Source organism: Streptomyces albospinus (genome assembly GCF_014648695.1).
GTDB classification, from domain to species: Bacteria; Actinomycetota; Actinomycetes; order Streptomycetales; family Streptomycetaceae; genus Streptomyces; species Streptomyces albospinus.
Window position 1 is genome coordinate 261930 of record NZ_BMRP01000005.1, and the last position, 19285, is coordinate 281214.

The window sequence follows — 19285 nt, forward strand, 5'->3', positions numbered from 1 at the left end:
TCCCGCCCGTACACTGTCGGTCGTGACCGAGAACACTCAGCAGCCCCAGCACAGCGTCCCCGAACTGCCGACTCAGTACACGCCGGCCGATGTAGAGGGCCCGCTGTACGAGCGCTGGGTAGAGCGGGGCTACTTCGAGGCGGACGAGAAGAGCGACAAGCCGCCGTACACCATCGTCATCCCCCCGCCGAACGTCACCGGCTCGCTGCACCTGGGCCACGCCTTCGAGCACACGCTGATCGACGCCCTCACCCGCCGCAAGCGGATGCAGGGGTACGAGACGCTGTGGCAGCCGGGCATGGACCACGCGGGCATCGCCACCCAGAACGTCGTCGAGCGGGAGCTCGCGAAGGAGGGCGTCTCGCGGCACGACCTGGGCCGCGAGGCGTTCGTCGAGCGGGTCTGGCAGTGGAAGAACGAGTCCGGTGGCCAGATCTCGGGCCAGATGCGGCGGCTCGGCGACGGCGTTGCGTGGTCGCGTGAGCGGTTCACGATGGACGAGGGCCTCTCCAAGGCCGTCCAGACGATCTTCAAGCGGCTCTACGACGACGAGCTGATCTACCGCGCCGAGCGCATCATCAACTGGTGCCCGCGCTGCCTGACCGCCATCTCGGACATCGAGGTGGAGTACCAGGACGACGACGGCGAGCTGGTCTCGATCCGGTACGGGGACGGGGACACGTCGATCGTCGTCGCCACCACCCGCGCCGAGACGATGCTCGGCGACACCGCCGTCGCCGTCCACCCCGAGGACGAGCGGTACGCCCATCTCGTCGGCACCGAGATCGAGTTGCCGCTGACCGGCCGCCGCATCCCGGTCGTCGCGGACGAGCACGTCGACCCGGAGTTCGGCACGGGTGCGGTGAAGGTCACGCCGGCGCACGACCCGAACGACTTCGAGATCGGCCGCCGCCACGGCCTGGTGAACCTGGCCGTCCTCGACGAGCGCGGCGTGATCACCGCGCACGGCCCGTTCCAGGGGCTGGACCGCTTCGAGGCCCGGTCGGCGATCGCCGGCGCGCTGCGCGCCGAGGGCCGGATCGTCGCCGAGAAGCGCCCGTACACCCACTCCGTCGGGCACTGCTCGCGCTGCAAGACCACCATCGAGCCGCGGCTGTCGATGCAGTGGTGGGTCAAGGTCGGCCCGCTGGCGAAGGCGGCCGGCGACGCGGTCCGCGAGGGCAAGGTCGCGATCCACCCGAAGGAGATGGAGTCCCGGTACTTCGGCTGGGTGGACAATCTCCACGACTGGTGTATTTCCCGGCAGTTGTGGTGGGGTCACCGCATTCCGGTCTGGTACGGCCCGAACGGCGAGGTCGTCTGCGTCGGACCGGACGACGAGGCGCCCACCGGCGAGGGCTGGCACCAGGACACCGACGTCCTCGACACCTGGTTCTCGTCGGGCCTGTGGCCGTTCTCCACGTTGGGCTGGCCCGAGCAGACCCCGAGCGTCGGGAAGTTCTACCCGAACTCGGTCATGGTCACCGGCTACGACATCCTCTTCTTCTGGGTCGCCCGGATGATGATGTTCGGGCTGTACGCGATGGACGGCACCCCGCCGTTCCACACCATCGCGCTGCACGGCATGGTCCGCGACCAGTTCGGCAAGAAGATGTCCAAGTCCTTCGGGAACGCGGTCAATCCGCTGGACTGGATGGACACCTACGGGTCGGATGCGGTGCGGTTCACGCTCGCCCGCGGCGCCAACCCCGGTGTCGACGTCCCGATCGGCGAGGACTGGGTCCAGGGGTCCCGCAACTTCGCCAACAAGATCTGGAACGCCACCCGCTTCGCGCTGATGAACGGTGCGACGGTGGAGGGCGAACTGCCGCCCGCCGAGCAGCTGTCGGCGACCGACCGGTGGATCCTCTCCCGGCTCAACGCGGTCGTCGCCGAGGTCGACGCGTACTACGACGACTACCAGTTCGCCAAGCTGTCGGACGCTCTCTTCCACTTCGCCTGGGACGAGGTCTTCGACTGGTACGTCGAGCTGTCCAAGACGACGTTCATGGCGGGCGGCCCGGCCGCCGACGCCTCCCGCCGGGTGCTCGGCGAGGTCCTGGACGTCACGCTGCGGCTGCTGCACCCGATCGTGCCGTTCGTCACCGAGACGCTGTGGACGACGCTGACCGGCGGTGAGTCGGTCGTGATCGCCGAGTGGCCGAACGACTCGGGCTTCCGGGACGCGGCGGCCGAGCGGGAGATCGGGACCGTTCAGCAGATCGTCACCGAGGTCCGCAGGTTCCGCTCCGACCAGGGCCTCCAGCCCGGCCAGAAGGTCCCGGCCCAGCTGGACCTGTCCGGCACGGCGCTGGCGGCGCACGAGGCCGCGATGCGGTCGCTGCTGCGGCTCCAGCCGGCCGGTGACGGCTTCAGCGCCACCGCGTCGCTGCCGGTCGCGGGGGCGACGGTCGCCCTGGACCTGTCCGGTGCGATCGACGTCGAGGCGGAGCGCAAGCGGCTCTCGAAGGACCTGGCCGCCGCCGAGAAGGAGAAGGCGCAGGCCACCGGGAAGCTCGGCAACGAGGCGTTCCTGGCCAAGGCGCCCGAGCCCGTCGTCGCGAAGATCCGCGGCCGGCTGGCAGCCGCGGAGGCGGACATCGTCCGGATCACCGCGCAGCTGGCGGGCCTGCCCACGGCGTAGCCGGCGACTGCGTCCAGGCGCCGGGAAGCGGCCCCTGGCCCGCGGTCCGCGCGGGCTCCTGGTCCGCAGGCGGTGCAGGGCCCTCGTCAGGGTCCGCAGGCCCCTCGTCCGCAAGGGCGGGGGGCCTGCGCCGTCCCCGCCGCCCGCCGCGCCCGCCCCGCTCCCGTACGGGCCAGAGCAGCACGTACGCGGTGGAGACCGCGACGAACGCCAGCCGGATCAGCCCGCGGACGGAGTCGTCCGGGACGACGAAGACGCTGCCGTAGAGGACGATCACCGCCAGCCAGCTCCACCACGGGACCAGCCGGCGCTGGCCGATGACGTCCCACAGCAGGGTGCCCAGCAGCACCGACGCGGTGTAGTACGTGTAGACGCTGGGGTCCAGCACGATCCGGGCGTTGGCGCCCAGCAGGACCACCGCCGCCCACCGGCCGCGCCAGACGGCTATCGCGCCCAGGACGAGCCCGAGGGCGAACTGCGCGGGCCGGTCCCAGCCGGGGGTCTTCGGGTCCGCGACGCCCAGCCAGCGCAGCGCGGACGCCGGATGGTTGGGGATGGTGAACTTCGCGGCGGCGAAGGACTGGGCGTCGCCGAGGAAGAACGGCAGCCAGGCGAGCGCGACCAGCCCGGCGCACCACAGGGCCGCGCGCAGCCACTTGTCCCGCGGGAGCGCCAGCAGCAGCGGGACGAAGGCCAGCGCGGTCGGCTTGGAGTCCATCGCCAGGGCCAGGCAGGCGCCGGTCAGCGCGGGGCTGCCGCGGGTGACGGCGCGCACCGCGAGGGCGGTGAAGAACAGTGCCAGCACGTCGTCGAGGTGCCCGAAGCGGACCGCGACCTCGATCCACATGGGGATGAAGGCCAGCCCGGCGATCAGTACGCGCTGCCGCAGCCGCTGGTGGTTGGTGCCGGTGCCCAGGAAGTGGTGGGCGGCGCTGCGGCCGGCCAGCACCACGATGACCAGGCCGAGCGCGGACATCAGCGCCGCGGCGAGGAACTGCCCGGTGGCCTCGGGGAACGGGTTGAACAGGCCGGCCGTCAGGAAGCTGATCGGCCCCATCTGGAGCTCGGGGTGGTGCGCGTACAGGTTGAGGCCGCCGGTGCCGTCGCCCGAGCTGCCCTGGTAGATCAGCTCACCACCGGTGCGCAGGTAGTGCCACGAGAAGCCGCCGTGCGGCTCCACGACGATGAACCACAGGACGGTCCAGGCGGTGAGCAGCACCAAATGCATCCGCTGACTTATTGCCGGCACGCGTCTTCAGCTCCTGCTTTCCCGACCGGTGCGGTCGTCTGAACTACGGGGACACACAGACCCCGCCGTAGAAGAAGGCCGATCCCGGCGGAAAGGTTGTCCCGTCCGCCGGACTGATCGCTCACATCGCGGTTGTACGCCCTTCTCATGGCGCTCTCATGAAGCCGAGGCACCGTGGACCGGAATGCCGGAGTTCCGGCGGAAACGTACGTCCAGCCCGAGGAGCCGCGCCCCCATGAACAAGCCACTGCGAAGGGTGTCGGTCTTCTGTCTCGCAATGATCCTTGTGCTGATGGGCTGGGCCACCTGGATCCAGGGCGCCAAGGCTAGTGACTACGACGACGACCCGCACAATCCGCGGGTGGCCATCGCCAAGTACTCCGCGCCGCTCGGCAACATCCTCGTCGGCGGGCAGCCGGTCACCGGCTCGGCCGCCACGAACGCCAACCTGAAGTACAAGCGGACCTACAAGGACGGCCCGCTCTACGCCCCGGTCACCGGCTTCTCCTCGCAGATCTTCGGCAGCACCCAGCTGGAGAGCCTCTACAGCGATCTGCTCGGCGGCACCGACAGCCGGCTCCAGACCCCGGCGGACTCGCTGCTGCACGAGCGCCCCAAGGGCGGCGACGTGGCCACCACCATCGACCCCAAGGTCCAGAAGGCCGGCTACGACGCCCTCGGCGGCAAGACCGGCGCCGCCATCGCGCTCGACCCGGCGACCGGCCGGATCCTGGGCATGGTCAGCACCCCGTCGTACGACCCGGGGAAGTTCGCCGGGTCCGGGACCGCCGACCAGAAGGCGTGGCAGGCGATGTCGCAGGACAGCCGGCAGCCGAACCTGAACCGCGCGCTGCGCCAGCCGCTGCCGCCCGGCTCCACCTTCAAGCTGGTGGTCGCCGCCGCCGCGCTGGAGAACGGCCTGTACTCCTCCGTGGACCAGCCCACCGACAGCCCCGACCCGTACACCCTGCCGAACACCAGCACAAAGCTCACCAACGAGAGCACCTCGGCGCCCTGTGAGAACGCCACCATCCGCACCGCGCTCCAGTACTCCTGCAACACCGTCTTCGCGAAGATGGCGGTCGACCTGGGCAAGGACAAGGTGCGGGCGCAGGCCGAGAAGTTCGGGTTCAACGACGGCAAGCTGGACGTCCCGGTCCGCGCGACCAAGAGCGTCTACCCGTCGGACATGGACCAGGCGCAGACCGCGCTCTCCGGGATCGGCCAGTTCGACGACCAGGCGACCCCGCTCCAGATGGCCATGGTCGCCTCGGCGATCGCCGACGGGGGCGACCTGAAGACCCCGCAGCTGGTCGACGAGCTCACCGACGGCGGCGGCAACACCGTCCAGAAGAACAGCCCCAGGACCTACCGCAAGGCGATGTCGGCGCAGACCGCCGCGCAGCTGCGGTCGGCGATGCAGACGGTCGTGGACAAGGGCACCGGCTCCAACGCGCAGATCGGCGGACTGACCGTCGGCGGCAAGACGGGCACCGCCCAGCACGGCGTCAACAACAGCGGTACGCCCTACGCCTGGTTCGTCTCGTACGCCGATGACGGCAAGGGGCACCGGGTCGCGGTGGCCGTGATGGTCGAGGACGGGCACGCGGCCCGCAACGAGGTCTCCGGCAACGGTCTGGCGGCTCCGATCGCCAAGGCGATGATGCAGGCGGCGCTGACGTAGCCAGTGCCTGCGGCGCGGGGGTGCGGCGCGGGGGCGCTGCGCGGGGGCGAGGCGAGGTGCCGGCGGACGGCAGCGCAGCGCGCCCGCTGTCAGAGGTGCCTCGTAGACTTGTCGTCGTGAGCGAGCGCCCCCAGAACGACGACCCCGACCCGACCGACGCCTTCGACGACATGGTCGAGGCCGAGACGCAACTTCCCCAAGCTCTCAGCTCCGATCGAGCAGGGGAGACCCCAACCCCCGACCTCGCCGTGATCGAGGCCGGCAGTCGGACCCTGCGCGCGCAGGCCGGACCGCCGCAGGGGGACCAGGTCCCGGCCCGCCCCGCCGACCCGGAGGTCGACCGCGCGCTGCGCGCCGTCGAGGAGGAGCTGGCCGGCCGCTGGGGCGAGACCCAGCTCGACCCGTCGGTCCAGCGCATCGTCGCGCTGCTGGACATCCTGGGCACGCCGCAGCGCGCCTACCCGTCCATCCACATCACCGGCACGAACGGCAAGACCAGCACGGCTCGCATGATCGAGGCCCTGCTCTGCGCCTTCGAGCTGCGCACCGGCCGGTACACGAGCCCGCACGTCCAGTCGATCACCGAGCGGATCAGCCTGGACGGCAGCCCGATCCCCGCCGAGCGCTTCATCGAGACCTACCGCGACATCGCTCCGTACGTGGAGATGGTCGATGCCCAGCAGGAGCACCGCCTCTCCTTCTTCGAGGTGCTGACGGCGATGGCGTACGCGGCGTTCGCGGACGCCCCGGTGGACGTCGCGGTCGTCGAGGTCGGCATGGGCGGCACCTGGGACGCGACCAACGTCATCGACGCCGGTGTCGCGGTGATCACCCCGATCGCGCTGGACCACACCGACCGCCTCGGCGAGACGCCCGAGCAGATCGCCGGTGAGAAGTCCGGGATCATCAAGAAGGACGCGACGGTCGTGCTCGCCCAGCAGCCGGTGGACGCGGCCTCGGTGATGCTCAAGCGCGCCGTCGAGGTGGATGCCACGGTCGCCCGCGAGGGCATGGAGTTCGGGGTGCTCTCCCGCGAGGTGGCGGTCGGCGGCCAGATGCTGACGCTGCGCGGGCTGGGCGGCGAGTACCCGGAGGTCTTCCTGCCGCTGTACGGCGCCCACCAGGCGCACAACGCCGCGGTCGCGCTCGCCGCCGTCGAGGCGTTCTTCGGCGTCGGCTCCGAGCACGCCCGCACGCTCGACATCGACACCATCCGCTCCGCGTTCGCCGCGGTCTCCTCGCCCGGCCGGATGGAGGTGGTCCGGCGCAGCCCCACGGTCGTGCTGGACGCCGCGCACAACCCGGCGGGCGCGCAGGCGGCGGCCGAGGCGGTCACCGAGGCGTTCGGTTTCAGCCGGCTGGTGGGCGTCGTCGGTGCCAGTGCCGACAAGGACGTCCGGGGCTTCCTGGAGGCGTTCGAGCCGATCTTCGCCGAGGTCGTGGTGACGCGTAATTCCAGTCAGCGCGCGATGGACCCGGACGAGCTGGCCGCCGTCGCCGTCGAGGTCTTCGGCGCCGAGCGGGTCCAGGTCGAGCCGCGGCTGGACGACGCCCTGGAGGCGGCGATCACGCTGGCCGAGGAAGAGGGCGAGTTCTCCGGCGCGGGCGTGCTGGTGACCGGCTCGGTGATCACGGTCGGCGAAGCCCGGCTGCTCCTGGGAAGGAACTGACCATGCGCACGCTGTGTGCCAGCACCCTGATAGGGGAGTTCTTCGTGATCGGCTTCGCCGGTCTGGTCGCTATGCAGCTCACCGATCTGTCGGCGGCCACGATCTGGACGGTCAGCGGGATCGCCATGCTGCTGAGCGTCCTGCTGTGCGGCATGCTGAACCGCCCCGGCGGCGTCCAGCTCGGCTGGGCGCTCCAGATCGGCCTGATCGCCAGCGGCCTGGTGATCCCCACGATGTACTTCCTCGGTGGCGTCTTCGCCGCGCTGTGGTGGGCGTCGGTGCACTTCGGCCGCAAGATCGACGAAGCGAAGGCCCGGTTCGCGGCCGAATCGTCCGCCGCGGGCTGAGCCCGCCCGGCCGCCGGGGCCCGGCACCGTAGGGCCGGCGCGCAGCCGGTAGCCTCAAGGCACCGCTGACCGTCGTTCATATACAGGGAGTCCCTTCGTGAGCCAGCGCACCCTCGTCCTTCTCAAGCCCGATGCCGTCAAGCGCGGCCTGATCGGCGAGATCATCGGCCGGATCGAGCGCAAGGCGAACTGGACGATCAGCGCGCTGGAGCTGCGCACGCTCGACCGCGCCCTGCTCGAACAGCACTACGCCGAGCACGTCGGCCGGGACTTCTACGAGCCGCTGGTGGAGTTCATGGCGTCCGGCCCGGTCGTCTCGCTGGTCGTCGAGGGCGAGCGGGTCATCGAGGGCGTACGGGCGCTGGCCGGGCCCACTGACCCGATCGCGGCGCCGAGTGGGTCCATTCGTGGGGACTTCGGAACGATCACCCGGGAAAATCTGATCCATGCCTCGGATTCCGAAGAGTCCGCCGAGCGCGAGATCAAGATTTTCTTCCCCGGGATCTCCTGACGCGTTATTAGTTGTCAACCCCCTTGTGACCAGGGGCGACCGGTGAAATCATCGGTCGCCCCTTGGTGTACACGACACGATCGGGGGAACGCATCCCCGCGACACGACGTCACCATTGAAGGGGGCGGGTGCGTGTACGGCTGACAATGGCGGAACGGCCTCCCGCCGTGTTCGGGTGGGTAACACTACGAACTACGATGGGGGCTTCCGCGCCTCACAGCGCATCACCTCCTGCCGACCTCAAAGTAAGCATTCGCTCCAGTTGGGAAGGCCAGACGTATCCTCATGGGGAACAACATGTCGTTCATCGGCCGTGACATGGCTGTCGACCTCGGGACCGCCAACACGCTGGTGTACGTCAGGGGCCGCGGCATCGTCCTCAACGAACCGTCGGTCGTGGCCATCAACACCAACACCGGCGGCATCCTGGCCGTAGGTGCCGAGGCGAAGAAGATGATCGGCCGGACGCCCGGCAACATCGTCGCCGTACGGCCGTTGAAGGACGGCGTGATCGCCGACTTCGAGATCACCGAGCGGATGCTCCGCTACTTCATCCTCAAGATCCACAAGCGGCGCTACCTCGCCCGCCCGCGGGTGGTCGTCTGCGTCCCCTCCGGTATCACGGGAGTTGAGCGCCGCGCGGTCATCGAGGCGTCGACCCAGGCCGGCGCCCGCCAGGTCCACATCATCGAGGAGCCGATGGCCGCGGCGATCGGCTCCGGCCTGCCGGTCCACGAGGCCACCGGCAACATGGTCGTGGACATCGGCGGCGGGACGACCGAGGTCGCGGTCATCTCGCTCGGCGGCATCGTCACCGCCCAGTCGATCCGGGTGGCCGGCGACGAGCTGGACAACGCGATCATCCAGCACATCAAGAAGGAGTACAGCCTGCTGCTGGGCGAGCGCACCGCCGAGTCCATCAAGATCACCATCGGTTCGGCGTACGACCTGGAGCAGGACGAGCACACCGAGATCCGCGGCCGTGACCTGGTCTCCGGCCTGCCGAAGACCGTCGTCATCTCGGCCGCCGAGGTCCGCAAGGCCATCGAGGAACCGGTCAACTCCATCGTCGACGCGGTCAAGACGACCCTCGACAAGTGCCCGCCGGAGCTGTCCGGTGACGTGATGGACCGCGGCATCGTTCTCACCGGTGGCGGCGCTCTGCTCCGCGGCCTCGACGAGCGGCTGCGCCGTGAGACCGGTATGCCCATCCACATCGCCGAGGACCCGCTCGACTCCGTCGCGCTCGGTTCCGGCAAGTGCGTCGAGGAGTTCGAGGCGCTCCAGCAGGTCCTCGACTCCCAGCCGCGCCGCTGACGAGACCCCGGCCCCGACCCGTTCCGCGGCCGTCATACGGCGTTCGCGGGGGTCGGGGATCCGACACGACACACATCAGCCGATTCGTCCGGCGGATCGCTGACATACACCCGTAACGCTCCCACAGATACGGTGCACCGAGGTTCCACCACCCGCACCGTCACATCAAGGCACAACGCTCAACTCCCGAACGAGACCGGCGGGTCCGCAGCCGGCCGGTCCTACGAGGAAGGACACGGCCGCCGCACGTGAGGGACACACGAGAGAGCCGGCTGCTGCTGGTGCTGCTGGTCGCGATCGCGTTCGCGCTGATCACGGTCGATATCCGCGGCGGCGAACAGTCCCCGCTCGACGGCGCCCGGCAGGCCGCCGCCGCTGCCTTCGGCCCGGTGGAGCGCGGCGTGGCCCGGGTCGCCAACCCGGTCGGCAACGCCGTCGGCGCCGTACGGGATTCCGGCGAGCGCCACAATCGCATCCGGACGCTGGAGCACGAGAACGCGGCACTGAAGGCCAAGCTCGCCTCGCCCGACCACAACCGCAACCGTGCCGCCGAGCTCGACAAGATCCTCAAGACCGCCGGCACCGGCCAGTACGCCATCAAGGGCGCCGAGGTCATCGCCATCGGATCGGCGCAGGGCTTCTCCTGGACCGTCACCATCGACGCCGGCAGCCGCGACGGCATCGCCCGCGACATGACCGTCCTCAACGGCGACGGGCTGGTCGGCCGGATCACCACCGTCACCGCCCACACCTCCACCGTGCTGCTCGCCGCCGACCCGGAGTTCACCGTCGGCACCCGCATGGAGAAGACCAACGAGATCGGCTTCGCCAACGGGCAGGGCGTCCGCTCGCTGCGCGTCCAACTGCTCAACGGCAAGGCCGACGTCAAGAAGGGCGACCGGCTGGTCACCTTCGGCTCCAGCAAGGACAAGCCGTTCGTGCCCGGTGTACCGGTCGGCACGGTCGCCAAGGTCGAACCGCTCAACGGCGATCTGACCCGCACCCTCCAGGTCACGCCGTTCGTTTCCTTCTCGTCGCTCGACATCGTGGGCGTCGTCGTCCAGCCGCCCCGCCAGGACCCGCGGGACACCGTCCTGCCGCCCCCGGTCAAACCCGCCCCGACGCCGACGGTCACCGTCACGGCCACCCCCTCCGCGAGCGCTTCTCCCAGGAGCTGACCGATGCGCATCAACCGGATCCTGCTCGCCACCCCGCTGGTGGTGGTCGCCCTGATCATCCAGGTCAGCATCCTCGGCAGACTCCAACTTCCCGGCGCCGTACCGGATCTGCTGCTGCTGGTGGTCCTCGGTCTCGCCCTGGTCTACGGCCACGTCGGCGGCTCGCTGATCGGCTTCGGCGCCGGACTGCTCGCCGACCTCGCCCCGCCGTCCGACCACGCCATCGGGCGCTACGCCCTGGTCCTGTGCGTCATCGGCTACGCCGCGGGCCTGACCAAGCCGGACAGCGGGCAGCACCGCTCGGCGACCCTGCCGCTGATGGTCGTCCTCGGCGCCGCCCTCGGCTCGACGCTGATGTACGCGGGCGTCGGCTCGCTCGTCGGCGACACCGCGGCCCGGCACGTCGGCATCGTCGGACTGCTGCTCAGCTCCACGCTCTACGACCTGCTGCTGGCCCCCTTCACCGTCCCGCTGGTGATGGCGCTGGCACGCAGGACGGAGCACGATCCGCTGGCCACCGACGGCTCCGGCGGCGGCTCCGCGATTCCGGTGGCCCGCCGGAAGCCGGCGTACGGCTGGCTCACCACCGGCACCGGCCTCAAGGCCAGCCGCGGCGCCATGAAGGCGGTACGGACCGGCCGGGTGCCCAAGCCGGCGCGGGGCGGCAAGTCGGGCCGTATGAAGGGCGTCAAGGGACTCAAGGGGGTCAAGCGGCTGTGAGCGCCCACCCGTCACCCGACCACCACCCCGCATGGAGGCGCTGCGCGCCATGAGCAATATTCCGGAAACCGGCCGGACCTCGCGGGTCACCATCCGGCTGATCGCGATCCAGATCCTGGTCTTCTCGCTGCTGGCCACGCTCGGCGGCCGGCTCTGGTACCTCCAGATCCGCAACGGCCAGGAGTACGCCGCCAAGGCCAAGTCCAACCACGTCCAGCAGGTCATCGACCCGGCCACCCGTGGCTCCATCCTCGACGCCCGCGGGGTGGCGCTGGCGGACAACCAGACCCGGCTCGTGGTCTCCGCCAGCCGCACCGACCTGCTGAAGATGAAGGACGGCGGCAAGGCCGTGCTCACCCGGCTCGCCAAGGTCCTGAACCTGCCCGCGCAGGAGATCCGCAACAAGGTCCGGCTCTGCGACGCCAAGACCCCGCAGCCCTGCTGGAACGGTTCGCCCTACCAGCCGATCCCGATCACCGACGAGGCCACCACCCAGCAGGCCCTCCAGATCCGCGAGCGCTCCGAGGACTTCCCCGGCATCAGTGCCGAGCCCACCGCCGTACGCCGCTACGCCGCCCCCGGCGACGCCAACGCCGCCCAGGTCCTCGGCTATCTGTCGCCGGTCACCGACGAGGAGATCACCAAGGCCAAGAACGGCCCCTCGCCGCTGCTGCGCTCCGACCAGATCGGCCGGTCGGGGCTGGAGCGGGAGTACGACAACTACCTGCGCGGCAAGGCCGCCGTCACCCGCTACGAGGTCGACAACCTCGGCCGGGTCATCGGCCAGGCCAAGAGCGACAAGGGCCAGGCCGGTTCGAGCGTGGTCACCAGCATCGACGCCCGCGTGCAGGCCATAGCGGAGAAGCAGCTCGACCAGGCGATGAAGGACGCCCGCCAGCAGGTGGACCGGAACACGGGCACCAACTACAAGGCCGACTCGGGCGCCGTGGTCGTCATGGAGGCCAAGACCGGCCGGGTGGTGGCGATGGCCTCCAACCCCACCTACGACCCCAACGCCTGGGTCGGCGGGATCTCCGGCAAGGACTACGCCCGCCTCACCGGCAAGTCCTCCAACTACCCGCTGCTCAACCGCGCCATCCAGGGACAGGCCGCCCCCGGCTCGATCTTCAAGGTCATCTCGACCTCCGCCGCGGTCAACGCCGGCTACGACTTCAACGGCCACTACCCCTGCACCAGCTCGTACAGCATCGGCGGCCAGGTCTTCAAGAACTTCGAGGGCGAATCGCAGGGCGACATCAGCCTGGGCCGTGCGCTGGAGGTCTCCTGCGACACCGTCTTCTACCGGATCGGGCACGAGGAGTGGAAGAAGGACGGCGGCGACAAGCCCAAGGCGAACCCCAGCGACTGGTTCTACAAGACCGCCCACCAGTTCGGCCTCGGCAAGACCACCGGCATCGACCTCCCCAACGAGGTGAAGGGCCGGGTCCCCGACCGCCAGTGGAAGAACGCCTTCTGGAAGGCCAACAAGGACACCTGGTGCTCGCAGGGCAAGAGCGGTGACGACTACGTCTCCAAGCTCGCCCGTGAGGGCTGCCTCGAAGGCATGAAGCTGCACGCCTACGACTCGATCAACTACGCCATCGGACAGGGCGACACCCTCGTCACCCCGATCCAGATGGCGACCATCTACGGCGCGCTCAGCAACGGGGGCACGCTCTACAACCCGACCGTCGGCAAGGCGATCGTCAGCGCCGACGGCAAGCACATCCGGATGATCAAGCCCAAGGCCCACGGCCGTCTGCCCGACACGCCCCAGACGTTGCAGCAGATCGGCGACGCGCTCCAGGGCGTGACGATGCGCGGTACCGCCGCCTGGCGTTTCCAGGGCTGGCCGCAGGACAAGATCCCGATGCACGCCAAGACCGGTACGGCCGAGGTCTACGGCAAGCAGACCACCTCGTGGTTCGCGACGTACACCAAGGACTACACGATCGTCATGACCATCTCCCAGGGTGGTACCGGCTCCGGCGCCTCCGGCCCGGCCGTCCGCAAGATCTACGACGCGCTCTACGGCGTCAACGACAAGGGCGAGATCGACCCCGAGGCCGCCCTCCTCCCGAAGCCGGAGACCTCGCTGCCCAAGATTGAGAGCGACGGCACCATCGAGGCCCAGCCCATCAAACCGCCGCCGGCCGATCCGTCCCCGTCGCCCTCCGGGAGCCCGCCGCAGTGAGCGCCCCGCTCTTCTCCCGGGCGTTCGCCGTCCGCCGCCACACCCCCGAGCCGGGCGTCTGGGGCAGGCCGACCGCCCGCGACTCGGTGGTGCGCAGGCGCTGGACCGGACACTGCTGCTGTCCTGTCTCGCGCTGTCCTTCCTCGGCTCGCTGCTGGTCTTCTCCGCCACCCGCGCCCGCACCGAGCTCACCAAGGGCGACGAGTACCTCTTCCTCCTGGGGGTGGTGCTCTGGCGCGCCTGCCGGATCGCCCGCGAGACCGGCGAGCTCTACGGCACGATCGTGGCCTCCGGCATCGTCGCGGGGTTCGCGTTCCAGTCCTTCGAGAACATCGGCATGACGCTCGGCATCATGCCCGTCACCGGTCTGCCGCTGCCGTTCGTCTCCTACGGCGGCACCTCGATGTTCGCGGTCCGGATCGCCATCGGGCTGCTCCAGCCGATCCGCGTGCAGCGCCCGGTGTCCGCCTCGCGCTGAGCCCGTACGGGGCCCGCGAGGCCGTACGACGAGGCCGTACGGGCCCTGTGCGGGCTTCAGCGCGGCGTGTGCAGCTCGAACCACAGGGACGCCGAGCGGGGCGGCCCGGCGAACGGGGTCATGCCCCAGTCGTCGGCGAGCCGGCTGATCAGCAGCAGCCCGTGCGCCGGGTCGCGGTCGCCGGGCGGCGACGGCACCCCCAGGAGCGGATCCTGCCGGCGGCCCTCGGCGGAGGGAGCCGGGGAGGGGACGCCGACCGCCGCCGGCGGCTCGTCGTGCACGCTGATCCGCAGCCCGTGACCGGCCGTCAGCACGCGCAGCAGGATGTCCGAGGGCGCGGGCGTGCGCAGATGGGAGGTGGTGACCGCCTCCGACGTGAGCAGCACGGCGGTGTCCAGCAGCGGGGCGAGCGGCCCGCGGCGCAGCACCGTGCGGACGAAGTCCCGGGCGGCCTTCGGGGCGCCGGGGCTGCTCGGTGCGGTCAGCAGATACGGGCGGGCGCCCGCCGAGACGCAGAGCGGGGGCCGGGCGACGGCTGCGGTGTGGGGGTGCACGGTTTCTCCCGGGGTCGGTCGAACACCGGCCGCCACGCTACGTGGGCGACCTGTCACACACCGTAAGACACCGTGCGCCGGCAGTGCTACCCGCCACCGGAGCATCCGACCCCGCGGGCGGTGCCGGGTGGGTGGTCGGGCACGGGGCGGCTGGCTAGATTCGATGCATGGCGGACACCGTGCGGGAGATCGAGCGGAAATACGAGGCCGCAAGCGCCACCGGCGACATCCGGCTCCCCGACCTGACCCGCGTCGACCGGGTCGCGGCCGTGGCGGAACGGGGCGCCGAAGACCTGGACGCCCTCTACTACGACACCGCCGACCAGCGCCTCGTCGCGGACGGCATCACCCTGCGGCGGCGCACCGGCGGCCCCGACGCGGGCTGGCACCTCAAGCTCCCGGTCGCGCTCGCGGGCGCCGCCGGCTTTGTGCGGGACGAGATCCGGGCGCCGCTCTCCGGCGCGCCGCCCGCCGAGCTGACCGCGCTGGTCCGCTCGCGGGTGCGCGGCGCGGAGCTGGTACCCGTCCTGCGGCTGCGGACCCGGCGCACCGTCCGGGTGCTCCAGGACGCCTCGGGTGCGCCGCTCGCCGAGGTCGCGGTCGACGAGGTGCGGGCGCGGCGGCTGCACCCGGAGGGACTGGGCAGGGCCGGGAAGGCCCGCTGGCGCGAGGTCGAGGTGGAACTGGCGTCGGCGGACGGGGATGCGGCCCTGCTGGACGGGGTCGGCCGGCTGCTGACCGCCGCGGGGCTGCGCCCGGCGCCGGCGCGGTCGAAGCCGGCCCGCGCGCTGGCGCAGACCGCGCCGGAGGGGGCGGCAGCGGGGGAGGAGCAGCCGCGGCCGGCGGGGAAGGGCCGCCGCACCGCCGGCGATGTCGTCCTGGACTACGTCCGCGAGCAGGTCCGGGCGATCGTCGAACTGGACCCCGCCGTACGCCGCGACCTGCCCGACGCCGTGCACCAGATGCGGGTCGCCACCCGCCGGCTGCGCAGCGCCTTCCGCTCCTACAGCAAGGTGCTCGACCGGGCCGCCACCGACCCGATCGGCGCCGAACTCCGGTGGCTGGCCGCCGAGTTGGGGGTGGGCCGGGACCAGGAGGTGCTGGCCGAGCGGCTCACGGACGCGCTGGCGGAGGTGCCCCGGGCGCTGCGGCTGGGCCCGGTCACCGCCCGGCTGCGCACCTGGTCGGCGCGCCGCCGCACGGGAGCACGCGGGCGGCTGCTCGCGGTGCTCGACGGACCGCGCTATCTGGCCCTGCTGGAGACCCTGCACGCCCTGCTCGCCGATCCGCCGCTGTGCGGCCCCGCCTCCCGGCCCGCCCCCGAGGTCGTGGCCGGCGCCGTACTGAAGGACTACCGGCGGCTGGCCGGCCGGGTCGAGACGGCCCTCGGCACCCCCGCCGGGCCGGCCCGCGACGAGGCGCTGCACAGCGCCCGCAAGGCCGCGAAGCGGACCCGGTACGCCGCGGAGGCCGCCCAGCCGGCGCTCGGCCGCCCGGCGCGGAAGTTCACCGGGCGCGCCAAGCAGGTCCAGCAGCTGCTCGGCGACCACCAGGACAGCGTGGTCGCCCGCGCGGCCCTGCGCGAACTGGCCACCCAGGCCCGCCGGGCCGGTGAGAGCGGGTTCACCTTCGGTCTGCTCTACGGCCGCGAGGAGGCCCGCGCCGCCGACCGCGAACGGGAGCTGCCGGTGTTGTGGGCGAAGGTCTCCCGCCGGAAGTACCGGGACGCGCTGCGGCGGTGACCGTACGGGCGCCCCCACAGCTGCGGGTGGGCCGCTCGCCGTGCCGAGGGGTGACTCCGAGCGGGTTACGCTTGTGAGTCGCCCCCTGTCAGCCCACGAAGGTTCGAGATGTCCGAGTCGGTTTTCCCGCAGCTCGAAGCTCTGCTGCCCCACGTGCAGAAGCCGATCCAGTACGTCGGCGGAGAGCTGAATTCCACCGTTAAGCCCTGGGACGGCTGCGACGTCCGCTGGGCGCTCATGTATCCCGACGCCTACGAGGTCGGGCTGCCCAACCAGGGCGTCATGATCCTCTACGAGGTCCTCAACGAGCAGGAGGGCGTCCTCGCCGAGCGCACGTACAGCGTGTGGCCGGACCTCGAAGAGCTGATGCGCGAGCACGCGGTGCCGCAGTTCACCGTCGACAGCCACCGCCCGGTCGGTGCCTTCGACGTGCTCGGACTCAGCTTCTCCACCGAGCTCGGCTACACCAACATGCTCACCGCCCTGGACCTGGCCGGCATCCCGCTGGAGTCCAAGGACCGCACCGAGGACCACCCGCTGATCCTCGCCGGCGGCCACGCCGCCTTCAACCCGGAGCCGATCGCGGACTTCCTGGACTGTGCGGTGGTCGGCGACGGCGAGCAGGCGGTGCTGGAGATCACCGCGATCATCCGCGCCTGGAAGGCCGAGGGCCGGCCCGGCGGCCGGGACGAGCTGCTGTTCCGCCTCGCGAAGACCGGCAGCGTCTACGTCCCCAAGTTCTACGACGTCGAGTACCTCGCCGACGGCCGCATCTCGCGCGTCGTGCCGAACCGCTCCGGCGTCCCGTGGCGGGTCTCCAAGCACACCGTCATGGACCTCGACGAGTGGCCCTACCCCAAGCAGCCGCTCGTCCCCCTCGCCGAGACCGTCCACGAGCGGATGTCGGTCGAGATCTTCCGTGGCTGCACCCGCGGCTGCCGTTTCTGCCAGGCCGGCATGATCACGCGTCCCGTACGGGAGCGAAGCATCACCGGCATCGGCGAGATGGTGGACAAGGGCCTGAAGGCCACGGGATTCGAGGAGGTCGGCCTGCTGTCGCTGTCCTCCGCGGACCACACCGAGATCGGCGAGATCGCGAAGGGGCTCGCCGACCGGTACGAGGAAGACAAGATCGGCCTGTCGCTCCCCTCCACCCGGGTCGACGCCTTCAACATCGACCTCGCCAACGAGCTGACCCGCAACGGCCGCCGCTCCGGGCTGACCTTCGCCCCTGAGGGCGGCAGCGAGCGGATCCGCAAGGTCATCAACAAGATGGTCTCCGAAGACGACCTGATCAGGACCGTCTCGACCGCCTACGGCAACGGCTGGCGGCAGGTCAAGCTCTACTTCATGTGCGGTCTGCCGACCGAGACCGACGAGGACGTCCTCCAGATCGCGGACATGGCGACCAAGGTCATCGCCAAGGGCCGCGAGGTCTCCCGGTCCAACGACATCCGCTGCACGGTCTCCATCGGCGGCTTCGTGCCCAAGCCGCACACCCCCTTCCAGTGGGCCCCGCAGCTCTCCGCGGAGGAGACCGACGCCCGCCTGGAGAAGCTCCGCGACAAGATCCGCGGCGACAAGAAGTACGGCCGCTCCATCGGCTTCCGCTACCACGACGGCAAGCCCGGCATCGTCGAGGGCCTGCTCTCCCGTGGCGACCGCCGGATCGGCGCGGTCATCCGCGCCGTCTACGAGGACGGCGGCCGGTTCGACGGCTGGCGCGAGCACTTCTCGTACGACCGCTGGATCCAGGCCGCAGAGAAGACCCTCCCCGCCTTCGGGGTGGACGTCGCCTGGTACACCACCCGCGAGCGCACCTACGAGGAGGTCCTCCCCTGGGACCACCTCGACTCCGGCCTGGACAAGGACTGGCTCTGGGAGGACTGGCAGGACGCCCTCGACGAAACCGAGGTCGAGGACTGCCGCTGGACCCCGTGCTTCGACTGCGGCGTCTGCCCTCAGATGGACACCCAGATCCAGATCGGCCCGACGGGCAAGAAGCTGCTGCCGCTGAGCGTGAAGAAGCCTGCGACCGTCGCAAACGGCCAGTGACGTGAGCGATGCCTTACGACAGGTCGCCGACGCTGTGACTGACGTCGCAGAGGCTGGGATGGCTGAGGTGCTGAGCGCGCTCGGTGTCGTCTCGGAGCGTCGGCGGTCCGTCGCGTCGGCAGAGGTGCCCAGAACACCTCTGCCGACACAGGGAGGCCCCTCGAACGTCCACTCAGAGGTTGAGTGGGTCTGAGGGGCCTTCGGGCCGGGGCGTTCGTCTTTCACGGCGCGGTCGGCGTCGCCGCGATCCGGCTGTGGATCCGTTGGTGAGAACGAGGAAGGAGAACAAGCTCAGCTGGTGAGCGCGATCCACACCGCGGCGCCGAGGAAGATCACGCTTCCGGTGAGCAGGCTGATGAACGTAGGTCGGAGGTGCTTCCGGACGAACACCCTTGCCTTCTCGGGGTGTTCGGGTGGATAGACGACCGGCACACGGGTTCCAAGGTCTATCCCGAACCGCTTCCCCGTGGCCACGGGCGTGAACCTGACGGGTCGGCCCTGCCGGTCGGTGAACTCGATGACAGGCGTCACGTCAAAATCGTCCGACGGCGCCAGAAACTGGTCCACCACCACCCCCTCGGTGTGTACGCCGTACCGACGCAGCCGCACTTGCAGCCGTGCCTCCCGCACGCCGCCCCACAGGCATAGCAGGCCCGCCGACACGGCCGGCACGGAACCGATCACTTCACCTGTCGTCACCTGTCGCCTGCTCTCCCTCGCCCGGCTCCACCCGGCACGGGCCGTGCACCAGGATGACGCGGCACCCGGCCCGATGGTTCACGAAGGTGCGCGGGTACACCGGCTCCTCGGGCTTGCGCGGTGGTGGCGGGGCCCACGAAGAGCCGGTAGCCGCCTTCGCCGTCGGGCACGCGACTGCTGCCCCTGATGAGCCTTCGCCGGGTCGAGCCGGTCAACGAGTCAGTGCAGTCGACTGACCAGGCA

At 70.6% G+C, this 19285-nt stretch carries 14 protein-coding genes and 1 pseudogene; 12 read left to right on the forward strand and 3 right to left on the reverse strand.

Annotated features, from left to right (window positions below; translation table 11 throughout):
- Positions 1-22 precede the first annotated feature (22 nt).
- The gene (locus tag IEZ17_RS10505) at positions 23-2644 is read left to right on the forward strand and encodes a valine--tRNA ligase (RefSeq protein WP_189298785.1); all 2622 of its coding nucleotides are present in this window, start codon (positions 23-25) and stop codon (positions 2642-2644) included.
- On the opposite strand, the gene IEZ17_RS10510 is transcribed toward IEZ17_RS10505, so the two are convergent.
- Positions 2610-3872 carry a glycosyltransferase family protein gene (locus IEZ17_RS10510; protein ID WP_229852141.1) on the reverse strand — a complete coding sequence of 421 codons (1263 nt, stop codon included), beginning with the start codon at positions 3870-3872 and terminating at the stop codon, positions 2610-2612. The genes IEZ17_RS10505 and IEZ17_RS10510 overlap by 35 nt on opposite strands.
- Positions 3873-4128: 256 nt before the next feature.
- Here IEZ17_RS10510 and IEZ17_RS10515 point away from each other — a divergent pair, with 256 nt between their 5' ends.
- The 9 genes and pseudogenes from IEZ17_RS10515 to IEZ17_RS42225 form a co-directional block, all read left to right on the forward strand.
- The gene (locus IEZ17_RS10515) at positions 4129-5577 is read left to right on the forward strand and encodes a peptidoglycan D,D-transpeptidase FtsI family protein (RefSeq protein ID WP_189298787.1); all 1449 of its coding nucleotides are present in this window, start codon (positions 4129-4131) and stop codon (positions 5575-5577) included.
- 116 nt (positions 5578-5693) lie between these two features.
- Positions 5694-7247, forward strand: a complete 1554-nt coding sequence (gene folC / locus IEZ17_RS10520) for a bifunctional tetrahydrofolate synthase/dihydrofolate synthase (RefSeq protein ID WP_189298789.1) — start codon at positions 5694-5696, stop codon at positions 7245-7247.
- A gap of 2 nt (positions 7248-7249) precedes the next feature.
- The gene (locus IEZ17_RS10525) at positions 7250-7594 is read left to right on the forward strand and encodes a DUF4233 domain-containing protein (protein ID WP_189298791.1); all 345 of its coding nucleotides are present in this window, start codon (positions 7250-7252) and stop codon (positions 7592-7594) included.
- Between the two features lie 97 nt (positions 7595-7691).
- The gene (ndk, locus tag IEZ17_RS10530; RefSeq protein WP_189298793.1) at positions 7692-8105 is read left to right on the forward strand and encodes a nucleoside-diphosphate kinase; all 414 of its coding nucleotides are present in this window, start codon (positions 7692-7694) and stop codon (positions 8103-8105) included.
- A gap of 297 nt (positions 8106-8402) precedes the next feature.
- On the forward strand, positions 8403-9422 hold the full coding sequence (locus IEZ17_RS10535; RefSeq protein WP_003985182.1) for a rod shape-determining protein: 1020 nt from the start codon (positions 8403-8405) through the stop codon (positions 9420-9422).
- 248 nt (positions 9423-9670) lie between these two features.
- Positions 9671-10600 carry a rod shape-determining protein MreC gene (gene mreC / locus IEZ17_RS10540; RefSeq protein ID WP_189298795.1) on the forward strand — a complete coding sequence of 310 codons (930 nt, stop codon included), beginning with the start codon at positions 9671-9673 and terminating at the stop codon, positions 10598-10600.
- A 3-nt stretch (positions 10601-10603) separates the two neighbouring features.
- Positions 10604-11320 (forward strand): rod shape-determining protein MreD, encoded by a 717-nt coding sequence (gene mreD, locus IEZ17_RS10545; protein ID WP_189298797.1) that lies wholly within the window; start codon positions 10604-10606, stop codon positions 11318-11320.
- Between the two features lie 49 nt (positions 11321-11369).
- A complete protein-coding gene (gene mrdA / locus IEZ17_RS10550) occupies positions 11370-13514 on the forward strand; it encodes a penicillin-binding protein 2 (protein ID WP_189298799.1) in 2145 nt (714 codons plus the stop codon).
- Positions 13515-13722: 208 nt separating this feature from the next.
- Positions 13723-13992, forward strand: a pseudogene (locus IEZ17_RS42225) (FtsW/RodA/SpoVE family cell cycle protein); the annotation flags it as partial.
- 56 nt (positions 13993-14048) lie between these two features.
- Here the strand turns inward: IEZ17_RS42225 and IEZ17_RS10560 are convergent.
- The gene (locus tag IEZ17_RS10560) at positions 14049-14546 is read right to left on the reverse strand and encodes an ATP-binding protein (RefSeq protein WP_189298801.1); all 498 of its coding nucleotides are present in this window, start codon (positions 14544-14546) and stop codon (positions 14049-14051) included.
- Between the two features lie 167 nt (positions 14547-14713).
- On the opposite strand from IEZ17_RS10560, the gene IEZ17_RS10565 reads away from it, so the two are divergent.
- On the forward strand, positions 14714-16288 hold the full coding sequence (locus IEZ17_RS10565; protein WP_189298803.1) for a CYTH and CHAD domain-containing protein: 1575 nt from the start codon (positions 14714-14716) through the stop codon (positions 16286-16288).
- 108 nt (positions 16289-16396) lie between these two features.
- Positions 16397-18343: a TIGR03960 family B12-binding radical SAM protein gene (locus IEZ17_RS10570; RefSeq protein ID WP_189298805.1), complete on the forward strand. Its 1947-nt coding sequence runs from the start codon at positions 16397-16399 to the stop codon at positions 18341-18343.
- Between the two features lie 291 nt (positions 18344-18634).
- On the opposite strand, the gene IEZ17_RS10575 is transcribed toward IEZ17_RS10570, so the two are convergent.
- Positions 18635-19042: a DUF3592 domain-containing protein gene (locus IEZ17_RS10575; RefSeq protein WP_189298807.1), complete on the reverse strand. Its 408-nt coding sequence runs from the start codon at positions 19040-19042 to the stop codon at positions 18635-18637.
- Between the last annotated feature and the right edge of the window lie 243 nt (positions 19043-19285).